Source organism: Martinezella paranaensis (genome assembly GCF_014200235.1).
Classification (GTDB): domain Bacteria; phylum Pseudomonadota; class Alphaproteobacteria; order Rhizobiales; family Rhizobiaceae; genus Rhizobium; species Rhizobium paranaense.
In genome coordinates this window covers 748,113-767,651 of the sequence record NZ_JACHBI010000001.1, presented here as the reverse complement: position 1 = coordinate 767,651, position 19,539 = coordinate 748,113, and the positions used below count along the sequence as shown (strand labels likewise).

The 19,539-nt window shown below is 59.7% G+C and carries 11 protein-coding genes, 3 tRNA genes and 1 pseudogene; 1 reads left to right on the top strand and 14 read right to left on the bottom strand.

Features of this window, described 5'->3' with window-relative positions; genetic code table 11:
* Positions 1–2: 2 nt before the first annotated feature.
* The 9 genes and pseudogenes from nuoF to GGD50_RS03665 all read right to left on the bottom strand — a co-directional run bounded on the left by nuoF (position 3) and on the right by GGD50_RS03665 (position 5,754).
* Entirely contained in the window at positions 3–1,307 is a 1,305-nt protein-coding gene (gene nuoF / locus GGD50_RS03705; protein WP_028754009.1) for an NADH-quinone oxidoreductase subunit NuoF, read from the bottom strand.
* Positions 1,308–1,362: 55 nt separating this feature from the next.
* Positions 1,363–2,142: pseudogene (gene nuoE, locus GGD50_RS03700) on the bottom strand (NADH-quinone oxidoreductase subunit NuoE); the annotation flags it as partial.
* 15 nt (positions 2,143–2,157) lie between these two features.
* Positions 2,158–2,475 carry a hypothetical protein gene (locus GGD50_RS03695; RefSeq protein ID WP_107107738.1) on the bottom strand — a complete coding sequence of 106 codons (318 nt, stop codon included), beginning with the start codon at positions 2,473–2,475 and terminating at the stop codon, positions 2,158–2,160.
* Positions 2,475–3,665: an NADH-quinone oxidoreductase subunit D gene (locus GGD50_RS03690; protein ID WP_107107737.1), complete on the bottom strand. Its 1,191-nt coding sequence runs from the start codon at positions 3,663–3,665 to the stop codon at positions 2,475–2,477. The genes GGD50_RS03695 and GGD50_RS03690 overlap by 1 nt, the downstream gene beginning before the upstream one ends.
* 67 nt (positions 3,666–3,732) lie before the next feature.
* A complete protein-coding gene (locus GGD50_RS03685) occupies positions 3,733–4,335 on the bottom strand; it encodes an NADH-quinone oxidoreductase subunit C (RefSeq protein WP_107107736.1) in 603 nt (200 codons plus the stop codon).
* Between the two features lie 18 nt (positions 4,336–4,353).
* Positions 4,354–4,935 carry a NuoB/complex I 20 kDa subunit family protein gene (locus tag GGD50_RS03680; RefSeq protein ID WP_107107735.1) on the bottom strand — a complete coding sequence of 194 codons (582 nt, stop codon included), beginning with the start codon at positions 4,933–4,935 and terminating at the stop codon, positions 4,354–4,356.
* Positions 4,926–5,291, bottom strand: a complete 366-nt coding sequence (locus GGD50_RS03675) for an NADH-quinone oxidoreductase subunit A (protein ID WP_028754004.1) — start codon at positions 5,289–5,291, stop codon at positions 4,926–4,928. The genes GGD50_RS03680 and GGD50_RS03675 overlap by 10 nt, the downstream gene beginning before the upstream one ends.
* Before the next feature lie 260 nt (positions 5,292–5,551).
* A tRNA-Asp gene (locus GGD50_RS03670) sits at positions 5,552–5,628 on the bottom strand.
* Positions 5,629–5,677: 49 nt separating this feature from the next.
* Positions 5,678–5,754: transfer RNA gene (locus GGD50_RS03665), tRNA-Asp, on the bottom strand.
* A gap of 392 nt (positions 5,755–6,146) precedes the next feature.
* Between GGD50_RS03665 and GGD50_RS03660 the strand changes: the two genes are divergently transcribed.
* A tRNA-Val gene (locus GGD50_RS03660) sits at positions 6,147–6,222 on the top strand.
* Positions 6,223–6,630: 408 nt separating this feature from the next.
* Here GGD50_RS03660 and GGD50_RS03655 read toward each other — a convergent pair.
* From GGD50_RS03655 to GGD50_RS03635, 5 genes are all read right to left on the bottom strand, one after another.
* Positions 6,631–7,932, bottom strand: a complete 1,302-nt coding sequence (locus tag GGD50_RS03655) for a capsule biosynthesis protein (protein ID WP_181316031.1) — start codon at positions 7,930–7,932, stop codon at positions 6,631–6,633.
* Positions 7,929–9,506, bottom strand: coding sequence for an LTA synthase family protein (locus GGD50_RS03650; RefSeq protein WP_107108113.1), 1,578 nt, complete (start codon positions 9,504–9,506; stop codon positions 7,929–7,931). Before GGD50_RS03650 ends, GGD50_RS03655 begins: the two co-directional genes overlap by 4 nt.
* A 138-nt stretch (positions 9,507–9,644) precedes the next feature.
* A complete protein-coding gene (locus GGD50_RS03645; RefSeq protein WP_107107734.1) occupies positions 9,645–10,490 on the bottom strand; it encodes an SDR family oxidoreductase in 846 nt (281 codons plus the stop codon).
* Positions 10,491–10,508: 18 nt separating this feature from the next.
* Positions 10,509–11,930, bottom strand: a complete 1,422-nt coding sequence (locus tag GGD50_RS03640) for an aminotransferase class I/II-fold pyridoxal phosphate-dependent enzyme (RefSeq protein ID WP_107107733.1) — start codon at positions 11,928–11,930, stop codon at positions 10,509–10,511.
* Positions 11,927–19,393: a type I polyketide synthase gene (locus GGD50_RS03635; RefSeq protein WP_107107732.1), complete on the bottom strand. Its 7,467-nt coding sequence runs from the start codon at positions 19,391–19,393 to the stop codon at positions 11,927–11,929. Before GGD50_RS03635 ends, GGD50_RS03640 begins: the two co-directional genes overlap by 4 nt.
* Positions 19,394–19,539 lie beyond the last annotated feature (146 nt).

Sequence of the window (19,539 nt, the reverse complement as noted above, 5' to 3'; positions counted from 1 at the left end):
CCTTACTCGGCCGCTTCCAGCACCGCGCCGTGGCTTGTGGCATTGGCCGTGTATTGGTCAATGCGCTTTTCGATTTCCGGGCGGAAGTTGCGGATCAGACCCTGTACCGGCCATGCGGCGGCGTCGCCGAGCGCACAGATGGTGTGGCCTTCGATCTGCTTCGTCACCTGGAACAGCATGTCGATTTCGCGCTTCTGCGCATTGCCCCGAGCCATACGCTCCAGCACGCGCCACATCCAGCCGGTGCCTTCACGGCACGGCGTGCACTGGCCGCAGCTCTCATGCTTGAAAAAGGCCGAGATACGGGCGATCGCCTTGATGATGTCGGTCGACTTGTCCATGACGATCGCAGCCGCCGTACCGAAGGACGACTTGACTTCGCGCAGACCGTCGAAATCCATCGGACAATCGATGATGTCGGCCGCCGGAACGACCGGGCACGACGCACCGCCGGGAATGACAGCGAGCAGATTGTCCCAGCCGCCACGAATGCCACCGCCGTGCTTCTCGACCAGTTCGCGGAAGGTGATGCCCATCGTTTCTTCGACCGTGCACGGACGATTGACGTGGCCGGAAAGCATGAACAGCTTCGTGCCGACATTGTTCGGACGGCCGAAGGAGGAGAACCAACCGGCACCGCGGCGCAGGATCGTCGGCGCAACGGCGATCGACTCGACGTTGTTGACGGTTGTCGGGCAGCCATAGAGACCCATATTGGCCGGGAATGGCGGCTTCAGGCGCGGCTGGCCCTTCTTGCCTTCCAGGCTTTCGAGCAGCGCGGTTTCTTCGCCGCAGATGTAGGCACCGGCGCCATGATGAACAAAAACATCAAAATCCCAACCGAGCTTATTGTTTTTGCCGAGAAGACCGGCATCGTAGCATTCGTCGATCGCGGCCTGCAGGGCTTCGCGCTCGCGCATATATTCGCCGCGGACATAGATGTACGCCGTGTTCGCACCCATGGCGAAACCGGCGATGACGCAGCCTTCGATCAGCGTATGCGGATCGTGGCGCATGATGTCGCGGTCTTTGCAGGTGCCGGGCTCGGACTCGTCGGCATTGACGACGAGGTAATGCGGACGGCCATCGCTTTCCTTTGGCATGAAGGACCACTTGAGCCCGGTCGGGAAGCCGGCGCCACCGCGGCCGCGCAGGCCCGATGCCTTCATCTCGTTGACGATCCAGTCCCGGCCCTTTTCGAGGATCTGCTTGGTGCCGTCCCAGTGGCCGCGGCTCATCGCGCCTTTCAGGGACTTGTCCTTGAGACCGTAGATATTGGTAAAGATGCGATCCTGATCCTGTAACATACCTTACCTCTTACTCAGCCTTGTCGCCGACAGCCGTATTGTCTTCTTTGGCCGGAGCCGCCTTCGGATGCTCGGCGGGCAGCGCGGTCTTGCCATCGGCCGGGCTCTTCAGCGCCGGATTGGTCTCAGCATCGCTGCTAACGGGCTTGGCTGCCTCGGATGGCGGCAGCACAACCGTTTCGGCGGCAACCTTAGCACCAGCCTTCTTCTTCGTCTTCGTCGCCGGCGAATCCAGAAGCGACGTCAAACCACCTTCCGGTGCGGAGAAAACACGATCAATCTGCGGACCGGTCTGCACTTCGCTGCCCTTGCCTGCGACAAATGCGTCGATGATCTCTTCGAGACGTTCCGGCGTCAGATCCTCATAGGTATCCTTGCCGATCACGACCATCGGTGCGTTGACGCAGGCGCCCTGACATTCGACCTCTTCCCAGGAGAGCGTGCCTTCGGCGTTGCGTTCCAGCGCGTGGTCGGCGATCCGGCTCTTGCAGACCTTCACCAGGCCTTCGGCGCCGCGCAACATGCAGGGCGTCGTGCCGCAGACCTGGATATGGGCGCGGCTGCCAACCGGATGCAGTTGGAACTGCGTGTAGAAGGTGGCGACTTCGAGCGCCCGGATATAAGCCATATCAAGCATATCGGCGATCTTTTCGATGGCCGCCTTGGTGACCCAGCCATCCTGCTCCTGCGCACGCATCATCAGCGGGATGATCGCGGATTGCTGGCGGCCCTCGGGATATTTCTTGATCGTCTTTTCAGCCCAAGCCGTGTTCTCCTGGTTAAAGGCGAAGGCGGCAGGCTGGAATTGATCTTCGGCTAGTCGACGAACGGACATCTTTCACGCCTTATCTCAGTTTAAGGACCCACACCGCGTATCCGTCAGGGACGAAAATTCGCAGGCATAGGCCGACTGGTCTTTCTGCATAAACACAACGAATTTGCCGCCGTTCGGCACGGCGGCCTTTATTTCATAGCCACGCGACACGAGATCGCCCATGGTCGATACCGCGCTCTGCGTAGCCGTATTTCCGCTCTTCGCAACATTCGAGCTTTTCGCATTCGAACCTTGCACGGAGATGCTGGGCAGCGCCTGCGCCTTACCGGCCTGCTGAGCCGAGGCTCCGGAAGCAACGAGAAGCGCAATAGCGATGACCGGCCAAAACTGCATCAGCGGTCCACCTCACCGAACACGATGTCGAGCGAACCGAGCACGGCCGCGACGTCGGCAAGCAGGTGACCGCGGCACATGAAATCCATGGCCTGCAGATGCGCATAGCCCGGAGCGCGGATCTTGCATCGGTACGGCTTGTTCGAACCATCGGAGACGAGGTAGACGCCGAACTCGCCCTTCGGCGCTTCGACGGCGGCATAAACCTCGCCGGCGGGCACATGGTAACCTTCGGTGTAGAGCTTGAAGTGATGGATCAACGCTTCCATCGAGCGCTTCATCTCACCACGCTTCGGCGGCACGACCTTACCATCGAGCGAAGAGACCGGGCCGGTCTTGGCATCGCCGAGCAGGCGATTGACGCACTGCTTCATGATGCGGACGGACTGGCGCATCTCGATCATGCGGATCAGGTAGCGGTCATAGCAGTCACCGTTCTTGCCGATCGGAATATCGAATTCGAGATCAGAATAGCACTCATAGGGCTGCGCGCGACGCAAGTCCCAGGCGGCACCCGAGCCGCGGACCATGACGCCGGAGAAGCCCCAGGCCCAACAGTCTTCGAGCGAGACGACGCCGATGTCGACGTTGCGCTGCTTGAAGATGCGGTTGCCCGTAAGCAGCTCATCGATATCGTCGAGCGCCTTCAGGAAAGGATCGCACCAGTCGCCAATGTCCTGCACCAGCTTTTCCGGCAGGTCCTGGTGAACGCCGCCCGGACGGAAATAGGCAGCATGCATGCGCGAGCCAGAGGCGCGCTCATAAAACACCATCAGCTTTTCGCGCTCTTCAAAGCCCCAGAGCGGCGGCGTCAGCGCGCCAACGTCCATGGCCTGCGTCGTGACGTTCAGCAGATGCGAAAGGATGCGGCCGATTTCGGAATAGAGCACGCGGATCAGCTGACCGCGGATCGGAATTTCGATGCCGAGCAGCTTTTCGACGGCCAGCGCATAGGCATGCTCCTGGTTCATCGGCGCCACGTAATCGAGGCGATCGAAATAAGGAACGGCCTGCAGATAGGTCTTCGTCTCGATCAGCTTTTCCGTGCCGCGATGCAGCAGGCCGATATGGGGATCGACGCGTTCCACAATTTCGCCGTCCAATTCGAGGACAAGACGCAAAACGCCGTGCGCAGCCGGGTGCTGCGGACCGAAATTGATGTTGAAGTTGCGAACGTTGTGTTCTGTCATGGCGGCGATGCTCGCGTTTTCAGATATTCAGAGAATGGCAGGCTTCCGCCCGCCACACGCCATCAAATTATGCCTTCGCCTTCTCGTCACCCGGGAGCACGTAATCCGTGCCTTCCCATGGGGACAAGAAGTCGAAGTTACGGAATTCCTGCTTCAGCTCGACGGGTTCGTAAACCACGCGCTTGGCGGCGTCGTCATAGCGAACTTCGACGAAACCGGTCGTCGGAAAGTCCTTGCGTAGCGGATGGCCTTCGAAGCCGTAGTCGGTCAGCAAGCGACGCAGGTCCGGGTGGCCGGTGAAGAGAACACCGTACATGTCCCAGGTCTCGCGCTCGAACCAATCAGCGCCGGGATAGACGCTGCAGGCCGACGGAACAGGCTGATCTTCGGCGACCGGAACCTTGATGCGGATGCGCAGGTTCTTCTTCGGCGACAGCAGGTGGTAGACGACGTCGAAACGATCGGGACGCTGCGGCCAGTCGACACCGCAAATATCGATCAAGTTGACGAAGCCGCACTTGGCATCATCACGCAGGAACGTCAGCAGCGCGACGACATTTGCGGCTGTCGTCGTCACGTTCAGCTCGCCGTACTTGATCTCGGACGACGAAATCAGAGCACCGCGAACTTCCGTGAGATAGGTGACTAGCTCGTTCAGGGCTTCACTCATATTGCCTTGTCCCCTGCCTTACCGTTCGATCGTGCCGGTGCGCCGGATTTTCTTCTGCAGCAGAAGCACGCCATAGAGCAGCGCCTCCGCCGTGGGAGGACAGCCCGGTATGTAGATGTCGATCGGCACGATGCGGTCGCAGCCGCGCACAACCGAATAGGAATAGTGATAGTAGCCGCCGCCATTGGCGCAGGAGCCCATCGAGATGACGTAACGCGGTTCCGGCATCTGGTCATAGACCTTGCGCAGAGCCGGAGCCATCTTGTTGGTCAGCGTGCCGGCGACGATCATGACGTCGGACTGACGCGGCGAGGCGCGCGGCGCGAAGCCGAAGCGCTCGACGTCGTAACGCGGCATGGAAACCTGCATCATTTCGACGGCGCAGCAGGCGAGACCGAAGGTCATCCACATCAGCGAGCCGGTACGGGCCCAGTTGATCAGCTCGTCGGTCGAGGTGACCAGAAAACCCTTGTCGGCGAGTTCATTGTTGATCTCGCCGAAGAACGGATCGTTGCTGCCGACAGGCTTGCCGGTTGCGGGATCGATGATCCCTTTCGGCTGCGACGCAACGAGTGTCGTGTTGCCTTGAGCTACTCCCATTCGAGCGCTCCCTTCTTCCATTCATAAATAAAGCCGATGGTCAGCACCGCCAGGAACACCATCATCGACCAGAACCCAAACCAGCCGATCGCACCGAAGGATACGGCCCAGGGGAAAAGGAAGGCGACTTCCAGGTCAAAGATGATGAAGAGAATCGACACGAGGTAGAAGCGGATGTCGAACTTCATGCGGGCGTCGTCGAATGCGTTGAAGCCGCACTCGTAGGCCGACAGCTTTTCCGAATCAGGCGCCTTGAAGGCGACGGCAAACGGCGTGATCAACAACGCTAGGCCGATCACCACGGCAATACCAATGAAAATCGCTATCGGAATATAGGAACTGAGCAGTCCAGTCATCATGTCCATCCCTGCTTGCCATGTGCGCCGGGGCGGCGCCTCTGAGCAAATGCCCAAGCCAAGCGAAAGAGCGTTGCAACAGAGCCGTGGTTAGCGCAGCCGGAGCGCGGGCGCAAGCCTTTTGAATATGTCGTTTCAAGCACTACCGAACCGGACTTATCAACAGGCTGTAACGATATCGCGACAAATCCGCGCAAAGGCAAAACGGCTTTCTCGCAGTCGCAGCAAATTGATGATTGATTGTAATGGCTTGAAGCAAATGGCGCGAGTGACGGGGCTCGAACCCGCGACCTCCGGCGTGACAGGCCGGCACTCTAACCGACTGAGCTACACCCGCGCATCGTTTGACCTTTCGGTCGTGCGAAATCCGGCATTATGCTTTGAAATGGCGCGAGTGACGGGGCTCGAACCCGCGACCTCCGGCGTGACAGGCCGGCACTCTAACCGACTGAGCTACACCCGCACTTCATTTCAAGCATTCCGGATGCTTTCGCACCCATCAAAGCGGCCTCGCCGTTCGATGAGCGGCTAACTACGGGGTTCGCGTTTGGGTGTCAAGCAGGTTTAAATACAAATCCATGACAGAGCACGAATTGTTTTCGCGACCGCCGCCGACATGTTTCGGCTCCGTCGATTTGGCATGGCAGGTTCGCGCCCCACGCATTTCAAAAACGGCTCATAAACCCGCCCCGGCCAGGCCTGGCTTTCGCAGCAGTCGCATGTGGCGATATCGTCCACTGATGCCGCGCCATCAAAAAAATCAAAAAATCTTCACAAACACTCTTGCGGTTTTTTGTCGTTCCGCATAGATCACGGCCACCGAAACGCAGCGGTCCAACGCACCGCTTGCTGCAAGGGCGATTAGCTCAGTTGGTAGAGCGCCTCGTTTACACCGAGGATGTCGGGAGTTCGAGTCTCTCATCGCCCACCATTTTTCAGAGATATAACTGATTGATTGAAATAGCGGCTTTCCGGCTACTTGGCAGCGCTTTCTGCGTAGCTATTGATGCCGATGCGCTCTTCAGCGCCCCTCTCAATAATTCCCGGTAATCACGATCGTCAGAAGTACCGCTGAGACAAGCACGAGAGCTGCGATGATCGCCAGCAGCTCCTTCAGCATAAAACGTTGCATCTTGCTGCCATCCATGGCGTTTGCTCCCCCTGCAAACTGCGTATTCGTTCTTTGTCCCAGCATCGAATCGCTGCGTCAAATCCAGTGCGAATCTCGCATAGGCGGACGGCATGTCAATTTTGGGATCAACAGTCAAAACGGTCGCTCTTGTGAGCGGCAGATGAACACCGTCACCCTCCGAGATTGATCAAAACTGCTGACCGGCGACTAAGGAATATTGATCTTTGTCGGCCTTTGCCGTGGCGGCGGGTCGATAAAGGCGGCCGGCAGGTTGACGCTCTGCGATAGCAGGCGTTCGGCGATCTCATCCGCCGCCGCCCGTGCGCCGACTCGGGAGTAGAAATTCCCGCGCACCTGTATGGATGCGGCAAGCAGTTTCAGAAATGCACTGCGAATGTCCACCGATGGCGTCGCCGGATTGTCCCAGAACAGGTCCAGCGGCTTTTGATCGGTCAAGCCTTGGATATCGTAGATAGCCGCTCCAAGGACTTTCACCGGCCTTTCAGCCTGCAGGGCGGAAAGTGCGGCAGTGGAATTGACCGTCACCATGCCCTGGCTTGCCGAGATCAATTTTTCGAGATTACCGCCGTCGATGAAATGGATGCGGGAGGACAGGGCAAGCTTTGCGCCTATGCCGTGGATATAGCCTTTCCAGTCGACAAGCCCATTGTCGAGCGGATGAAGCTTTATCACCAAATGCCTGTCCAGCGCTGCGTGCAAGGCAAACGACTGCATGACCTGCCTGATTGCATCCTGCTGCCGATGGAAGGGCGAGTGCGCGCGCAGTTGATAATCCGTCTGAAGCTGCAGGGGGTAGACGAAGAATCGCGTTTCAGCGGCGATCAACCGCTCGATCGTAGCCTCCGATTCCCGCGCACGCCTGCCGCTCGACGGCAGCCGGCGGAGCCAGCCCGCATATTCCACCAGCGGATGATAGAGCGCATGGCGCCGATAGCCGGGGTAGAGAAACCAAAGAAAAGCACTGGGAAGATTGTAGAGGAGATCGTATGTCGCCTCCGCCAGGAAGCTGTGACTGAACCGGCGGGTCCAATCCGGCTCGGCAAGGCTCGCCGCAGCCTGGACTATATAAAGTGGATCGACGGGAAAATGCGAATTGGATGACATTCCGTCACGCTCGAGCGTCACCCAATCCGGCCGCAGGTATCCCATCTCGACGACGCTGATACTGGCGGCTCGCCGCCTCGCCTCTTCGATGGCGACCTGATGATACGGACGCTCCTCGCCGAGAAGAATCACATCCGTGACCTTATCTGCCTCGATTCGGCGGCGAACATAGCTGCGCCAGCCGGCAAAGCCGCCGCGATAATTGTAGGCTCCGCGGCGGCGCCAGAATATCCAATCGCCCGGGTTCAGGTTGATGCGGATGCAGCGATGGCCCGCGGTCTCCAGCCTTCTGGCGATCTCCATGAAAAGCGGTGAGGACGGCCCCTGCAGGAAAAGAAAGACGCGCTGGGAAGCCGCTGCATCCCCCTGCCCGTCAGCCGTCACTCCGGCACCTCGGTGCTGAGGCCAGCATAGCGCAGCAGCGTGCCGATAAGGTTCCACGGCGCTTCTTCCTGCGGCGGCACCGGCTTTTGCGAGTGCGACCGCGCACGGCCGAGCGGAACGATGATGTAGTCCGTGCGCGGATCCGGAAAGGGATCGGCAAAGGCCTTCAACAGCGGCGCATGATCGCCGTAGAACAACAGCCACACGGGGCGGTCGAGCCGGTCCAGGTGATGCGCGAGATTGCCGAGCGCATGGTCGGCGCGCATCAGCAGCTCACTATAGATATCCACTGGATTCGTCAGGTCGCCGCAACGGCCAGGTTCCCAGGGTCCATGATTCGCCATGGAAGCCACGAAAACGAAGTTTTTGCCGGCGCCTTCCCCGTCGATCGCTCGAATCACGCTTTTCGTCAGCGACAGGTCGCTGACATAAGGGCCATCGCGTTCCGGCCGGTGATCGAATTCGTCCAGCATCATCATCCGATCGAAACCGAGCTGCGGCATGGCCTTGTGGCGCAGGAAAAAAGTCTTGTCGTAAGGGTGGATGAACTGCGTCTTCCAACCCGCCTTCCGCAGCCGTTGCGGCCATACGACATCCTTGTAGTGGCTGGCGCGCAGATAAGGGTAGCTCGCGTCGATATGGACGTTCTCAGGCAACAAACCGCTCAGCACCGCAAATTCGGTGCGCAGCGTATAGCCACCTTCGAAGACGCTCGTCATCCGGCCCCACTGCGCTGCCTGATCCCGCAGCCGGTCCAGATTGGGAAGCTTGACGTTTTCCGCACCAAAATGCCGGAGGTCGATGAAGGATTCGGATTGCCATATGACGATCAACGGCTCGTCGTCGCCATGTTCCCATAGATCATGAAGGGCGGAGATGAAGCGTTCCGATAGCTGGGTGACAATGGCCTCGCGCCTGACGCCAACCCATATGACGAAATGAAAGACGACGGATTCAAAGGTACCGAACCTGACCGTATCCTTCTTGACGTCGACCTTGCCGAGAACATTCTGCGTGAAACGGCAGACGGGTCCGCTGACGGTCCTGCTGAACAAAGCGAGCCAGGGACCGAAGGCAACCGCCAGCATAACGAGAACCCAAAGGAAACCGTTGTGGTCGGGCAGGATCGACGGCTCGAAATACATATAGAGAGCGCTGACGCCGAACACATAGGAAAGCGCGATGATCCAGAAGACGATGTTCAGAGACGTCGCGTAGAAAATCTCTTTGTATTTGAAAACGTCGACCACCAGGGCGATATCGGAGAAGACTAAGGGCTCACGGATGAACTCGAATTTTGCACGCGAAATTCCGGTGAAGATGACGAAGAAACTGATCACGCCCTGCGCACCGTAAATCGGACGCCAGGAAATCGCGAAGAATAGGGCGTAGATGAGAGCGATGACGGGAATTCTTGCCGCCCACTCGAACGCCAGCCGCTTCAAACTTCTCTCTGTATGATTTTGCTTGTTGACTGCAGGAGGCATCGCAAAAGGATCGGTCAGGAAAATGACGACACAGGAAAAAGCGAAGCACGCAACCGTCAAAAGAGCCGGAAAATCATGAAGTTTCAAAACAATACCGTCCAAATGTCATAGTCTGCGGCGGCTTCCCTCAAAAACCGGAAAAAGCCGCCAATTCTCAATTCTATCGTTTTTTACGCGCATCCCATCAGGCGCGCTGAAGCATCACGCGAATTATGGAAACTGCGCTCAACCAAAGCCTTTGTCGGTCGAGCGGGCAAGGCTTTCATCTCGCCCTTCTTCAATTATTTTTCGAAGCTTGCGGAAATACCACCACATCAACAGCGGCTTTATCAACGGGCCGAAATAACCGAGTGCGGTTAGCGACAATCCAAAATGGATTCGGGTCCTGCCGCGGTCGAGGCCGCGGACGATTTTTGCGGCCACGGCTTCGGCACTCCACGGCTTGACCGTGCCCATCAGAAGCTCCGCTTCCGCAGGCCGCATCGACATTTCATGGCTATATTGCGGGGTGAGCGTATCCGGCGGAAAGCAGATGGAGACATCCACTCCCGAAACGGCCGCTTCGGCGCTCAATGCCTCTGCAAAGCCGATCAGTGCCGATTTCGAGGCGCAATAGGCGGTATAGCCGTAAATGCCGATCAAAGCGGCGCCGGAGGAGATCATCATGATCTTGCCGCCACGGCGGGTCTTCATACCCTTGTAGACGGCGCGCACGACATTTGCCGTTCCCAGGAGATTAGTGGCAATCTGCTCGTCGAAAACCGTAGCCGGCATGCTATCGAAAGCAGAAGGCTCTACGATCCCGGCCGACGCGATCAGGAGGTCGCAAGGCCCGAAAGCGCGTTCGCAGATATCAACGGCCTCCGAAACTCGATTGGCGGATGCGACATCGACAGGGGCGATCTGGATGCGAGAAAGATCGGCACCCGGCATGGCCGCAATCTCGATACGCGCCTGTTCCAGACGCCCGGGGTGGCGCGCGAAAAGAGAAACCTTGGCGCCCCTGGTGGCATAGAGCTTGGCGATCGCCAAACCGATCCCGCTTGAGCCTCCGGTGACGATGACATGCATGAGCTGAGCGCCTTAAGGTTATGGCTTACCGACGGCCTGACGCATCGGCAGCAACTGCATCACCTTGTCCATGTCGATGGAGGCCAGGCCGAAATTCCGATCCTTCAAATCTTGAAGTCTCCGAGCAGTGACAGCAACAGAACGGCGGATTTGCTCTTCGGTATGGTTGCAGGTGATGAAGAAGCGCAGACGCGCCATGCCTTCCGGCACGGCCGGATGAATGATAGGCAGCACATTGATGCCTTCGCTCAGCAGATCGTTGGAGAGCTGCACCGCTCGCAGCGAATCGCCGACGATGACAGGAACGACGGAAAAGCCCATGCTCAAACCGGTATCGAGGCCCGCCTCCCTAGCGCATCGCAGAAAGAGGCTGCCGTTGCGCCTGAGCCGGGCTGCCCTGTCCGGTTCGGATTCCAGGATTTGCAGGCCAGCCATGGCCGCCGTCGCCAGAACGGGGGCAAGACCGACACTATAGACAAAGCCACCGGCCTCCGCCTTCAGGATATCGGCGAGCGCGCTACTGCCGGCGATATAGCCGCCGCAGCTCGATGTCGTCTTCGAAAGCGTTCCCATCCAGATGTCGACATCGCGCGGATCGAGGCCGAAATGCTCGAACGTGCCGCGGCCCCTTTCGCCGAGGATGCCGAGCGCATGGGCCTCGTCCACCATCAGCCAGAAACCGTAACGGGCCTTCAGCTCCAGCAGCGCCGGGAGATCGGCGACATCGCCGTCCATGGAATAGATGCCTTCGACAATGACGAGGATACGGCGAAAATCGGAAGACAGCGTTTTCAGGATGCTTTCGAGATTTTCGACGTCATTGTGCTTGAACAGGCGCCGCGCCGCGCCGGAAAGCTTGATGCCGGCAAGGGCGCTGTTGTGGATGAACTCATCGTGGATGACGAGATCCTGTGGCCCCAGCAGACAGCCGATGGTCGCAACGTTGGTCAGGTAGCCGCTGACGAAGCAGACAGCGGCATCGACGCCATAGAGCCTGGCGAGCTGTTGCTCCAGCTCGACATGCACCGGCCGCTCGCCGGCGACAAGGCGGCTGGCGGAAGCGGAGATGCCAAAGCGGTCGATAGCCTCCTTGGCACGGGCTGCCACGAGTGGGTCGGTGTTGGTGGCCAGATAGTCATAGGAGGCGAAATTGACGAATTCCCGCCCGCCCATCTTCGTCGTCGCGCCGGCGGCGGTATCATGCGAGCGGTAGAAGGGATTGACGATGCCGGCCATCTCGCCGGCAATCTTCTGCGTCATGACGCGCTTGTACTCCGGCAAATCCTCGAAGCGCAGGGCTTGGCGAACCGGCTGTTGCGGTTGTCTGTTCAGCCGCTCCACCCGGTTGCGTCCGGAGGATTCATTGGCGCGGCGCATCTGCTCCAGCAAGCTGCTTTTCTTATCGCCGGGCGGCATGTCGTCATTGGCATCCTGCGTCATGACTGTGCGGCTCTCTTCTGCGGCGATTGCAGGGAGTGGCTTTGGACCAACCGGCTGACCACCTGATCCTCGCTCGCCGCCGAAACCTCGCCCCCCCCGCCACTGCGGTTCATGACCCGATCACGCAAGCGGCTGACGACGTCGCTGACCGTCGTCCCCTCCCCGATTCCGCTCAAGGGAATGTCAAAACCGGTCTTCTGCTGGAAACTGATGCCGAGCTCCATCGCCATCAGGCTGTCGAGGCCGATATCTTTCAGCACCTTGTCGGGTGTGATCGTATCTTCGGTCACACGCAGGATCGCAGCAATTTCCGAGGCGACGACAATGTGCAAAGCAGCCTGCGCCTCGTCCTCGGATTTGCCTTTGATCAGCTCGCCCAGATCGATGATATCGCCATCGTTCAGGGAGTTGTGATCGCGCGCGTGGCGCATCAGCGGCTCGAACAGCGACCGGGCGGCAATCGGCAGCATGCGTGCGGCACTCCAATCGATCTCGGCGATCATGACGGCCGCGGCATCGATCTTGCCGGTATCGGCAAGCATGTAGCGTTCGACCTGCTCCAACGCATCGCGCGCCTTTAGGGCGGCCTTGCCGATTCGCTTGGATAGGAGCTCGTTGACCTCGATATTGCGGGCAAGAAATCCCTTGTCCGCAATAGCGCCGAAGCCGATGGCAAGCGCCGGCAGTCCGGCAGCACGGCGTGCACGCGCCAAACCTTCGAGATAGCCGTTTGCGGCGACATAGTTCGCCTGCCCCGGATTGCCGAGCATCGTCGTCGCTGACGAAAACAGCAGGAACAGATCAAGGCGGTCATGCTGAGTCAATCGATGAAGATTGTCGGCGCCTCGGACTTTCACGTCGATGACTGGCCGATTGCGTTCCGGCGTCAGGTTGGCGAGCAGCGCATCATCCAGGACCATGGCAGCATGGATGATGCCCTTCAGCGCACCCTCGGAACGAAGTGAGCCAAGCAGTGCCTCGACAGCGACCTCATCGGTGATATCGCAGACGTGCAGTGTTGCCACGACGCCTTTCTTCTCCCATTCGCCAACGGCCTTCTCCGTCTCCTCATCGGCGACGCCCCGGCGCGAGCACAGCGCAATGCGGCGCGCGCCCTTGGACACCAGCCAGTCGGCCGCCGCAAGACCGAAACCGCCGATGCCGCCAGCCACAAGGAAAATACCGGCGGGATCGAGCCGCAGGGACTTGGCCGGCGCCGGCAAGAGATGATCGACACCAAGAACGGGCGGACGAACGACGATCTTGCCGATATGACCGGCATTTTGCATCAAGCGGAAAGCGCTGCCGATTTCGTCATAGCCGAAGGCACGATAGGGCAGCGGCGTGAGCTTGTGATCGGCAAAGAGCTGACCGATTTCCGCGAAGATCCGCTTCGTCAAGGCGGGAGCGTTGACCAGCAACTGGTCGGCGTCGATGCCGAAATAGCTGATATTGCGGCGGAAAGGGCGCAGCCCGATCTTGCGGTCGGAATAATAGTCGCGCTTACCCAGTTCCAGGAACCGCCCGAACGGCTTGACCAGCTCGATGCTCCGCTCCATCGCTTCGGAAAACAGCGAATTCAGCACGAGATCGACGCCTTCGCCTCCGGTCACATGGCGCACGCCCGCAACGAAATCGAGCGAGCGGGAGTCGAGCACATGGTCGGCGCCGAGCATTTGCAGGAAACGGCGCTTCTCGATCGTGCCGGCGGTGGCGATCACCTTTGCCCCTTTGAACTTGGCGATCTGCAGCGCGGCAAGACCGACGCCGCCAGCGGCACCATGGATCAGGATGGTTTCGCCCGGCTGGATGCGCCCAAGCTCGACCATGGCGTAATAGGCCGTCAGGAAGGCAACGGGCACCGTGGCCGCGGCGAGCGTGTCCATCGTCTCCGGCAGCTTGGTGACGCCGTCGCGGCGCACGCGCACATGGGTCGAAAACGCAGCGGGACCGATGCCCATGACTTTGTCGCCCGGCTGGAGATCGCCGACACCAGAGCCGGTTTGCAGCACGCGACCGGCGAACTCCATGCCGATCGTTGCGCCAGCAAACCCATCCTCCAGCGCCTCTTCCGGCAACAAGCCCATGGCCCACATGACGTCGCGGAAATTGAGGCCGGTCGCTTCGACGGCAATAATGACCTCGTCGTCCGACGGTGCCGGCAAATCCGACGCTTCCCAAACGACGCTGTCCAAGCGGCCGCTCGAATGTTGCCGGATCGTCGCCGCGACAACGTCGCGGCGGTTCATCTCGGTCACCGCAAACGGACCCGCAACGGCCCGGATTTCGCGGATCTCGCCGGTTACCCTGTCGAGCGCCCACTCCCGGTTATTAGTCTCAGCGAAAAGAACGGTCTCAATGGCCGCAATCGCCCACTTGTCGTCCGTTTCGGCATCAAGGAGATGCACGTCGAAGCCGTCATATTCGTTCTGCAGCACGCGCGCGAAGGCCCACAGTCCGGCATTGGCGCTATCAATCCGCTCCTTGGCAAGCGGCGAACCGCCCGGAGCCATGATGACAAGGCGCGGCCTGTCGCCCTCTGCATATCTGATAAGTGTATCGGCCAGCTCTTTGAACACCTCAAGCCGCATCTGCGACGGATCGGACGCGCCGCGGGCGCCCTCCCGTTCCGCCACATAGAGAATGCGGCGCGGATGATGGGACGTCATGACACCGGCGAGGTTCGAAGACCCTGCCCCAACGTCGACAGCGATCACCTGCATATCGGAAAAGCCGATACCCTCTCCGCGCTCGGACAGAACCAAAAGCGGCGCGTCGGCGCTTGATAAAGCAGGCTCGTCTTCGACCTGACCTTCGGATGCAGCCGCCGCGGTGATCAGCCCGCCTTCCGGGAAAACCTGCTCCTCGAGCTGTACCTTGCTGAAACCGAGCACCGCAAGAATATCCTCGACCTGCTGCAAGGTCCCCAATTGGCCGACAGGGAATTCAGACGATTGACTGCCGGCGAACCATCCTTCCGACAGGCCAAAGGCAAAATCGTTGAAGACGCTCGGTGCGCGATCGGCAAACAGGAGTTGTGCACCACGCGCGGCAGCGCTGCGGATGGCGGCTTTCAGCCCATCATCATGCGATAGAAGAAGCTGGCTCTGATCGCCACAGGCAATGATGACGTCGGCGAGCGGTTGATCGCCAAGCCTGCCGGGCTCCGTGACGATGACATGTGCAGCGCCCTCAAAAGCGATTTCAAGCGCGCGGCGCATCTGCTCTCGCGGTTCGGCGATGATCAGGCACGCACCAGCGTTGGCGGCGACCGCTGCCAACCGCTGGCTGAAGGCGGTGGATGTCGAACCAGCTTCCAAAATGTGGCCGATGCTGCCGGGATTGGCCTCGACGGCAGCCACCAGCGCCTCAGCAATCAACGAAAGCCGCTTGCCGCTCAAGGGCGAATGAACAAGCACATGCTCCAGCGTCGCTCCTCCAGCCGCATGAACTGCGGCCTCGGCCTGCTGTTGGCCAAGCACATATTTATGGACAGCGGCCAGACGCTCCAGGGCCTCGCGATAGGCATTGTTGACGAGAATGGCTTCGGCAACCCGGCCGGCATCCTCGCGATAAAGCTCCTGCAGGGCTTCGCTCACCGTCGGCAAGGTAAAATCGAGCGGAATATGCCATCCGCCATCGACACCCGAAGCAATCCCCGCATCCTCGAGAATATAGAGGCAGTTGATCAGAAACGGCCGGAATTCCGGATCGCCGGGAAGGTTTGAAAGCGAGACCGCTCCGTCTCTGCCTGCGACCGTGAGCGCGATCTCGTGGCATGCCCGGTAGATCGCCGCATCGAGAAGCAGGGTCGCATTATTGAGCGAATGATTTCCATCGAGGCGGCGCAGCGGCGAAGCATCCGGCACGACCATGTTCGACACGGACCGACGCCTAAATATCGTCGATGGCACGGTCTCATAGTGGAAGGCGACGGAATCGAGCGTCGTGTGCCGGCGCAGATAGGTGCGGCGGAAGCGGCAATCGTCGAAAACGGCAATCTCATCGCCATCGCCCCCGAACATGCGGAAGCGGGCCTTGATCGAATTATTGCTGAACCGATCGATCTCTATGATCGCTTTGACAACGGGTTTTCTCTTGCCCGCAACTCGCACGGTGCCGAAACGAACCGGAATATAGGGAGCCCCGGCCTCGTCGCCGGACAGTTGATCGAAGAGCGCGACAAGACCGTGAAATGCCGCATCGATCGACATTGGATTGAGGTTGTAGGTCACGAACGGATGGGTGGGCGCGGCAGCCGGCTTGAGGTCCACTTCAATGATATTGCGCCCGAAGGCGACAGCTTTCGACAGAAGCTGGAAATGCGGACCATATTGCAGCCCGAAACGCTCCGCCGTCTCATAGGTCTTCTCGGACGTCAGGACGGATTTCTGTTCCTCGAACCGCCGCGCGGCCTGGTCCTCGGCGCTGCCATTGCCGGTCGGCTTGCGGCCGCGGGCGACTGCATGAACGGTCCAGTCGTCGTTGCTCAGCCGCTCACGCGAGCGGATCTCGATATCACCGGTCTCCGGGGAAAGGATGGTCGACAGTTCCACCATCCGATCCTGGCGCAGCTCCAAGGGTCTGACGATTTCGAGATTGCCGATCTCAACCGCATCCGTCTGGTAATATCGCTGAACAGCGATGACCGCGATCTCGATAAAACCGCTGCCTGGCAGGATCGATTTGCCGTCGACGACATGTTCCGCAAGGTCGGCGAAGAGATGTGCATCCAGATGGTTCTTCCAGGTGGACGCGTTAGGGTCCGTACGCCAGCCGAGCAGAGTATAAGGGCTCTTGCCGTCGCGGCCGAAAATGTCGATTTCGTCCGTTGTCGGCTGCGAACGCAGCCCCACTGGTTCGAACGGCAAAGGCGGCAGCTTGACGAAGGCATTGCGCGTGGCGCTGCCGCGCGAACGCTGCGCCGGCGCACCATGCGCGACAGCGCGCGCAAAGGCCTGCGAAACCGGATCGCGGCCGGAGAGCGCCGGCTCCCGCAGCAATGTCGGTATAGCAATCGCCTGGACGGACGCCTGTTTGGCGATCTCCGTCACATAATTCGACAGGATCGGACGCGGGGCAATTTCAATGAACAGGTTGCACCCCATCGCCATCGCCGCCTGACAGGCGGCCTTGAAAAGCACGGGATCGCGGACGTTTCGCCACCAATATTCTGCGTCCAGCAGATGGCCGTCACAGGCAGCGCCGGTCACCGTCGAAATGAAGGTACCGAGGCCCGCATCCGGCGCAACATCAGGCAGATCGGCCAGAAAGGCATCCTTCGCCCGATCGATGATCGGATGATGGAAGGGATAGTTGATGTCGAGGATATGAGCGACGATCTGCGACTTGCGGGCGGCCTCCCTGAAAGCTTCGATCTCGTCGACGGGACCAGAAATCGTTATCGAATTCGGCGCGTTGATCGCCGCGATGCAGATATTGTGGAGACCGTGCGATTTGGCGAAGGCGAGTGCTGCGTCCTCGTTGAGAACGACCGCTGCCATCTTGCCTTCTCCGGCAAGAAGATCCTGATGCAGCGAACGCTTGGCGACGATCGCGACCGCCTCCGCAGCCGTCAGCGCTTTGGCCGCGTAGGCGGCGGCGATTTCACCCACGGAGTGGCCGAGGACGGCATCGGGCTTCACGCCCAGCGCCGAGAAACAGTCCGACAGGGACGCTTGAATTGCAAAAAGCAGAGGCTGTGCGATCTTGGTGTCGGCGATCTGCAGGGATAGATCGGGAGAAACCAGAATATCCGTCAGCTTCTGGCCGAGATAATATTCGAAGAGTGCGCTGAACGACTGAAAACATTGCCGGAAATGGCTATTTTCCCGATAGGCCTCGATGCCCATGCCCGCCCATTGCGAGCCGTTGCCGGAAAACACGAAAGCGATCTTAACCGCCTGACCCGGCACTTCGCCCACTTCACCGGCGGAATTCTCACCGCCGAGATGCGCATCGATCGCCGCAAGCACTGCGGCGCTGTCTTTGGCCTTGGCCGCGAAGCGGTGGCGCATCGGCTCGCGATTGGCAGCCGCGGACGCGATGATTTGCCGGGCTTCCTTGGGCTCTGCGCGCTCGAGCCGGCTCTTGTAGTCTTCAAGCAGCTTCGAGAGCGCCGAAGCCGTGTGGGCGCTTGCAATGAATGTCGTGCCTTCGCCGCGCAACTGCGGCTCGGGCGGAGCCACCGGATCAGGGTCGCTGATGACGACATGGGCGTTCGTGCCGCCGAAGCCGAAGGAATTGATGCCGGCAAAGCGTGGGCGTTTGGCCGGAAGAAGCTCGACGGCCGATGTGTTGACCCGAACGTTCAAGCCTTCGAAATCGATGGTTTCATTCGGCTGCTGGAAATGCAGCGATGCCGGCAGGAAATTGTTCTCCAGCGCAATCATCGCCTTCAGCAGACCGAAGAGACCAGATGCAGGCTCGGTATGGCCGATATTGGACTTGATCGAGCCGACCGGCACCGGCGCCCGGCGATTCCGGCCGATGACATCGCCGATCGCCCAAATCTCGGCGGGATCGCCCACCTTGGTTCCCGTACCATGGCCTTCGACGAAGGCGACGCGATTGACGTCGATGTTTTGCCCTTCATAGATCGAACGCAGCAAAGCTGCTTGCGCATCGCGCGAGGGCAAGGAAATCCCATTCGTACGGCCAGAGGAGTTCACCCCGACCGCATGAATCCGCGCGTAACTGCGATCCTTCTCGCGCAGAGCGCGATCCGTTCTGCGCAGGACGATGGCAGCGCCGCCTTCGGCGCGAACGTAGCCGCGGCCATTGTCGTCATAGGCGCGGCAAAGCCCTTCCGGCGACAGCATGCGCGCCTGCGAAAAGCCGACGAAGGATAGCGGATGGACCAGAAGGTTGATGCCGCCGACAATCGCCGTATCGATATCGGCGCATTCCAGCGCCCTCACTGCCTGATCGAGCGCCACGAGCGACGATGAACAGGCCGTATCGATCGTCATACTCGGACCACGCAGGCCGAAAATATGCGAAATGCGGTTGGAGACGATCGAGAGCGTGTTGCCCGCCATGAAATATGGGCTGCCGGCGGCCGGATCTTCGGCAGTGAGATTGCCATGGTCAAGCGACGAAGCGCCGACATAGACGCCGACCCTTTCACCCTCGAAGCCGTCGACCGGCAAATTCGCATCTTCCAAAGCCCGCCAGACGAGGTTCAGAAGGATGCGCTGCTGCGGATCCATCTGCATCGCCTCGCGCTGCGAAAGGCCGAAGACCGCTGGATCAAAGGAGTAGATGTCCGCCATGACACCGGCGGCGTAGCTATAAGTCTTTCCTTGCGTGCCGACGACGGGATGCCAAAAACGCGCGAGATCCCAGCGTTCATCGGGTATCCGGGTGACCGTGCAACGTCCTTCCTTGAGGACGAGCTGCAGCTCTTCGATCGAATCTGCCCCCGGGGCAATGCTCGCCCGCCCGATAATTTCAACCGTCATAATCTCTCGGCGTCGTCTTTAAAATTGCATGGGATGAAAGTAGCCATATTTGCTTATCAACCGTTCACACCATAATTGCCTGCGGTTGTCACCTGCAAAAAACCGGGTTCAGAACACCATATTGACAAACAACACTAACATGATCC

What these genes read in the sequence shown, in the direction of transcription:
- nuoF (WP_028754009.1), bottom strand. Translation starts at nt 1,307, where the DNA reads ATGTTACAGGATCAGGATCGCATCTTTACCAATATCTACGGTCTCAAG.
- GGD50_RS03695 (WP_107107738.1), bottom strand. Translation starts at nt 2,475, where the DNA reads ATGCAGTTTTGGCCGGTCATCGCTATTGCGCTTCTCGTTGCTTCCGGA.
- GGD50_RS03690 (WP_107107737.1), bottom strand. Translation starts at nt 3,665, where the DNA reads ATGACAGAACACAACGTTCGCAACTTCAACATCAATTTCGGTCCGCAG.
- GGD50_RS03685 (WP_107107736.1), bottom strand. Translation starts at nt 4,335, where the DNA reads ATGAGTGAAGCCCTGAACGAGCTAGTCACCTATCTCACGGAAGTTCGC.
- GGD50_RS03680 (WP_107107735.1), bottom strand. Translation starts at nt 4,935, where the DNA reads ATGGGAGTAGCTCAAGGCAACACGACACTCGTTGCGTCGCAGCCGAAA.
- GGD50_RS03675 (WP_028754004.1), bottom strand. Translation starts at nt 5,291, where the DNA reads ATGACTGGACTGCTCAGTTCCTATATTCCGATAGCGATTTTCATTGGT.
- GGD50_RS03645 (WP_107107734.1), bottom strand. Translation starts at nt 10,490, where the DNA reads ATGCATGTCATCGTCACCGGAGGCTCAAGCGGGATCGGTTTGGCGATC.
- GGD50_RS03640 (WP_107107733.1), bottom strand. Translation starts at nt 11,930, where the DNA reads ATGACGCAGGATGCCAATGACGACATGCCGCCCGGCGATAAGAAAAGC.
- GGD50_RS03635 (WP_107107732.1), bottom strand. Translation starts at nt 19,393, where the DNA reads ATGACGGTTGAAATTATCGGGCGGGCGAGCATTGCCCCGGGGGCAGAT.